The organism is Mesorhizobium sp. M4A.F.Ca.ET.022.05.2.1 (assembly GCF_003998845.1).
In the GTDB taxonomy this organism is placed as follows: domain Bacteria; phylum Pseudomonadota; class Alphaproteobacteria; order Rhizobiales; family Rhizobiaceae; genus Mesorhizobium.
The window spans coordinates 1-3,442 of record NZ_RZOJ01000531.1 but is presented as its reverse complement, the minus strand read 5'-3'; the positions used below and the strand labels follow the sequence as shown (position 1 = coordinate 3,442).

Annotated in this window: 5 protein-coding genes and 1 riboswitch; of the genes, 2 read left to right on the top strand and 3 right to left on the bottom strand. The window is 62.0% G+C overall.

Translation table 11 applies throughout. The features are described from left to right. The 3 genes from EN745_RS37330 to EN745_RS32115 form a co-directional block, all read right to left on the bottom strand. On the bottom strand, positions 1-168 hold a 168-nt coding region (locus EN745_RS37330; RefSeq protein ID WP_189363231.1), incomplete at its 3' end, for a DUF680 domain-containing protein. Positions 169-249: 81 nt separating this feature from the next. Continuing rightward, positions 250-459 (bottom strand): DUF680 domain-containing protein, encoded by a 210-nt coding sequence (locus tag EN745_RS32120; protein ID WP_127407832.1) that lies wholly within the window; start codon positions 457-459, stop codon positions 250-252. A gap of 68 nt (positions 460-527) precedes the next feature. Continuing rightward, positions 528-734 carry a DUF680 domain-containing protein gene (locus EN745_RS32115; protein WP_127423106.1) on the bottom strand — a complete coding sequence of 69 codons (207 nt, stop codon included), beginning with the start codon at positions 732-734 and terminating at the stop codon, positions 528-530. A gap of 502 nt (positions 735-1,236) precedes the next feature. After that, a riboswitch (cobalamin riboswitch) is annotated at positions 1,237-1,440 on the top strand. 117 nt (positions 1,441-1,557) lie between these two features. Here EN745_RS32115 and EN745_RS32110 point away from each other — a divergent pair. Both EN745_RS32110 and EN745_RS32105 read left to right on the top strand, forming a co-directional pair. Next, positions 1,558-2,805 carry an aromatic ring-hydroxylating dioxygenase subunit alpha gene (locus EN745_RS32110; RefSeq protein WP_127423105.1) on the top strand — a complete coding sequence of 416 codons (1,248 nt, stop codon included), beginning with the start codon at positions 1,558-1,560 and terminating at the stop codon, positions 2,803-2,805. Positions 2,806-2,882: 77 nt separating this feature from the next. Further along, a partial coding sequence (locus tag EN745_RS32105; RefSeq protein WP_245487887.1) for an FAD-binding oxidoreductase occupies positions 2,883-3,442 on the top strand: 560 nt, incomplete at its 3' end.

Genomic DNA, 3,442 nt, shown 5'->3' with positions numbered 1-3,442 from the left:
CTTGTAGACCGGCGAGCTGGTGTCGCGCGTCGAAGACGTCTGGGTGGTGTCGACGCCGGCGGCGGCCGGCCGCTGATTAATGTCAGTCCCGCCAACATTGTCATTGCGGGCATAGGCGCTGCCGGCGGCGATCAAAAGTGCGGCGGCGGTAAGAGCAATCTTCTTCATTTCTGGTACTCCTGAATCTGCATCGGAGCGGCGAGCCTGTCCGCCGCGTCCATCTTCCGTTGGAGCGTGGTCCGGATCGGCCTAGTTGTTGCCGAAGAGGTTGCGGTCGCTGCCCTGGTTGGCGGGCTTCTCGGCGGCCGGCTGCGACTGCTTGATCGAAGCCGTGTACGAGCTGTCGACCGCGGTGGCCGGCTGGTTGGCACCGTCAGAACCGAAGTGGTCGCTGCCGGCTGCGAAAGCGCCGCCCGAGATGGCCAGGAGGGCTGCGGTGGCAAGGATGATTTTCTTCATCTTAGTGTTCCTGAATTTCTGAGGATCCCGAGCGGCGGGCATCGCCCACCGCGGTCAGGGATCGTGTGTTAGTTGTTGCCGAACAGGTTGCGGTCCGAGCCCTGTGCCGGCGTCTGAGCGACCGGTTCCGACTTCTTGACCGAAGCCGTGTACGAGCTGTCGACGGCAGCGGCGGGCTGATTGGCACCGTTCGAACCGTAGTGGTCGCTGCCACCAGCAAAGGCGCTGCCGGAAATGGCCAGAAGGGCGGCGGCAGTAAGAACAATCTTTTTCATTTTTAGTACTCCAGTATATTTTTCCGTCCGTCTAGCGGCGTGTCTTGGGAGGAAAGCGCGTCGTTCGGACAGCCCCGATGTGGGAGAGCCCCTTCCCGGTTTCCAATCACGAAGTTGTTTCGCCTGGACCATGGCTCTGCACCTTGAAATTGTGCCACGGCCTCCCACACGTATTGTATTGTAAAGCAATATCAATATGTTATCCGAATGGACCATCGACCCAGTTGACGATTTGGAAGATCTGCGTTCACACCGTCCTGCACGCATTGTCAACAGAAACGAACCGTTCGGTTCGATTTTAGAATCTCCTAATGGTCACTTTTCTATACTGTTAACCAATTCAGACCCGGTCAGCGGTCGATATGAAGGCGTTTCCAGCGCGCGATTCGGATCGCCCCCGAGGACGGCAATTCGGCGCCAGCGTGCCGCGAACCCGAAACGCGTGTCGCGCCCGCACGGATGCGATGTCGTTTTCGTACCGACGGTCCGCCGGCCTTAGTGATTAGATCAGGCCATCTCAGGTGCCGACCCGTGACGACGGGACGGAGAATTGGGAAGCCGGTCAAATTCCGGCGCTGCCCCCGCAACGGTGGTGGAGTTCAAGTCGCGACGGGAGACCACTGGGCCATCTGGCCTGGGAAGGTGTCGCGCCCGCCCGCAAGGGCACTCCAGAGCCCGGAAACCAGCCCGAGATTTCTAGGCTCGACTGATCGCGGTGGGCGGTCAAGAGGCGGATGGCGCGCGCCTGGCCCTGCCGGTGGCCGCCGTTCCTCTCCATCACCACCAGTTCAGTCCTTGATGCGACCGACGCGAGGGACAGGACATGGATGCGCGCAACGACATGCTGAGGCACCTGCATAACCGCAGGCAGGGCTTTTCGCTCGAACAGCCTTTCTACACCGACCCGGATTACTTCAAGCTCGACATGGAACTAATCTGGTATCGCGACTGGCTGTTCATCGGCCACGATTGCGAATTGCCGAAGCCGGGCAGCTACATCACCGCGCAGATCGGCGATTATCCGGTGGTCCTGGTCCGCGACCAGCAAGGCAGGATCAACGCCTTCCATAATTCCTGCCGCCATCGCGGCAGCCGCGTCTGCAACGCCGAGAAGGGCACCGCGGCGAAGCTCGTCTGCCCCTATCATCAATGGACCTACGAACTCGACGGCAGGCTGCTGTTCGCCCGCCAGATGGCGGATGGCTTCGACAAGAGCCAGTTCGGCCTGAAGCCGGTCGCCTGCGAGAGCGTCGGCGGCTACATCTTCATCTGCCTGGCGAAACAGCCAGCCGATTTCGCGCCGATGCGCGCCATGATCGAACCCTATCTCCTGCCGCATCGATTGAGCGAAGCGAAGGTCGCTTTCGAATCGACCATCGTTGAGAAGGGCAACTGGAAGCTGGTCTGGGAAAACAACCGCGAGTGCTATCACTGCGCTGGCAATCATCCCGAACTCTGCAAGACCTTCCCCGAGGCGCCGACGGTGACCGGCGTGCATGGTGCCGAAAGCGATCCCGAGATGCAGGCGCATTGGGCGAAATGCGAGGCGGCGGGCCTGCCGAGCAAGTTCCGCATCGACCCTGCGGGACAGTATCGCGCCACCCGCGCCCCGCTCTTGCGCGACGCCGTCAGCTACACGATGAGCGGCAAGCGCGCGGTGAGGAAGAACCTTTCCACGAGCGTCTCGGCGGACCGCATCGGCACGCTGATGCACTACCACTATCCGACCACCTGGAACCATATCCTGATCGACCATGCCGTCACCTTCCGGGTGCTGCCGATCAGCGCCACCGAAACCGCGGTGACGACGAAATGGCTGGTCCACAAGGATGCGGTGGAAGGCGTCGACTACGATCTTGCCGAACTCACCCATGTCTGGACCGAGACCAACGACCAGGATCGCCGCATCGTCGAGGAAAATGCTTTCGGCATCCTGTCGCCGGCCTATGAACCCGGCCCCTATTCGGAGCAGCATGAGGGCGGCGTCATCCAGTTCGTCGAATGGTACGCCTCCTTCATGGGCCCGCGCCTTGCCGAAGGCGGCCAGCCGACGCTGCGCAGTGTTGCCTAGCACATGGCGCCCAAAAGTGTTGAGCGGTTTTGGCATCACGACATGTGCAGAATGAAAAGGACCAAGGGATGAACGCGATGACCGATCTCGGCCTCTATCGCCATCTCGACGAGATGGCGCCCTGGAACGACCGGCTGCAGGTGCTGGAGGTGATCGGCGTCAGCGACGAGGCGCCGGACGTCAAGACCTTCACCTTCCGCTCCGACAACCAGACCTGGTTCCGCTACAAGCCCGGCCAGTTCGTGACGCTGGAACTGCCGGTCGCCGACGGACCGCTGATGCGCACCTACACGCTGTCCTCGTCGCCGTCGCGGCCGTTCTCGATCGCGGTGACGGTGAAGGCGCAGGCCGGCAGCATCGGCACGCGCTGGATGTTCGACAATCTCAAGCCCGGCGCCCATGTGAAGGCCTATGGCCCGGCCGGCGATTTCTCGCTGCACAGCCATCCGGCGGCCAAGTACCTGTTCATCTCTGCCGGCTCCGGCGTCACGCCGATGATGTCGATGCTGCGCTGGCTGAACGACTGCGCGCCCTGGACCGATGTCGGTTTCGTCAACTGCGCGCGCAGGGCGGAAGAGATCATCTTCCGCCCTGCGCGCGCAGTTGACGAAACCGACATCGGTCCAGGGCGCGCAGT

Coding starts and splice junctions, on each gene's coding strand:
- EN745_RS32120 (WP_127407832.1), bottom strand. CDS start 459: ATGAAGAAAATCATCCTTGCCACCGCAGCCCTCCTGGCCATCTCGGGC.
- EN745_RS32115 (WP_127423106.1), bottom strand. CDS start 734: ATGAAAAAGATTGTTCTTACTGCCGCCGCCCTTCTGGCCATTTCCGGC.
- EN745_RS32110 (WP_127423105.1), top strand. CDS start 1,558: ATGGATGCGCGCAACGACATGCTGAGGCACCTGCATAACCGCAGGCAG.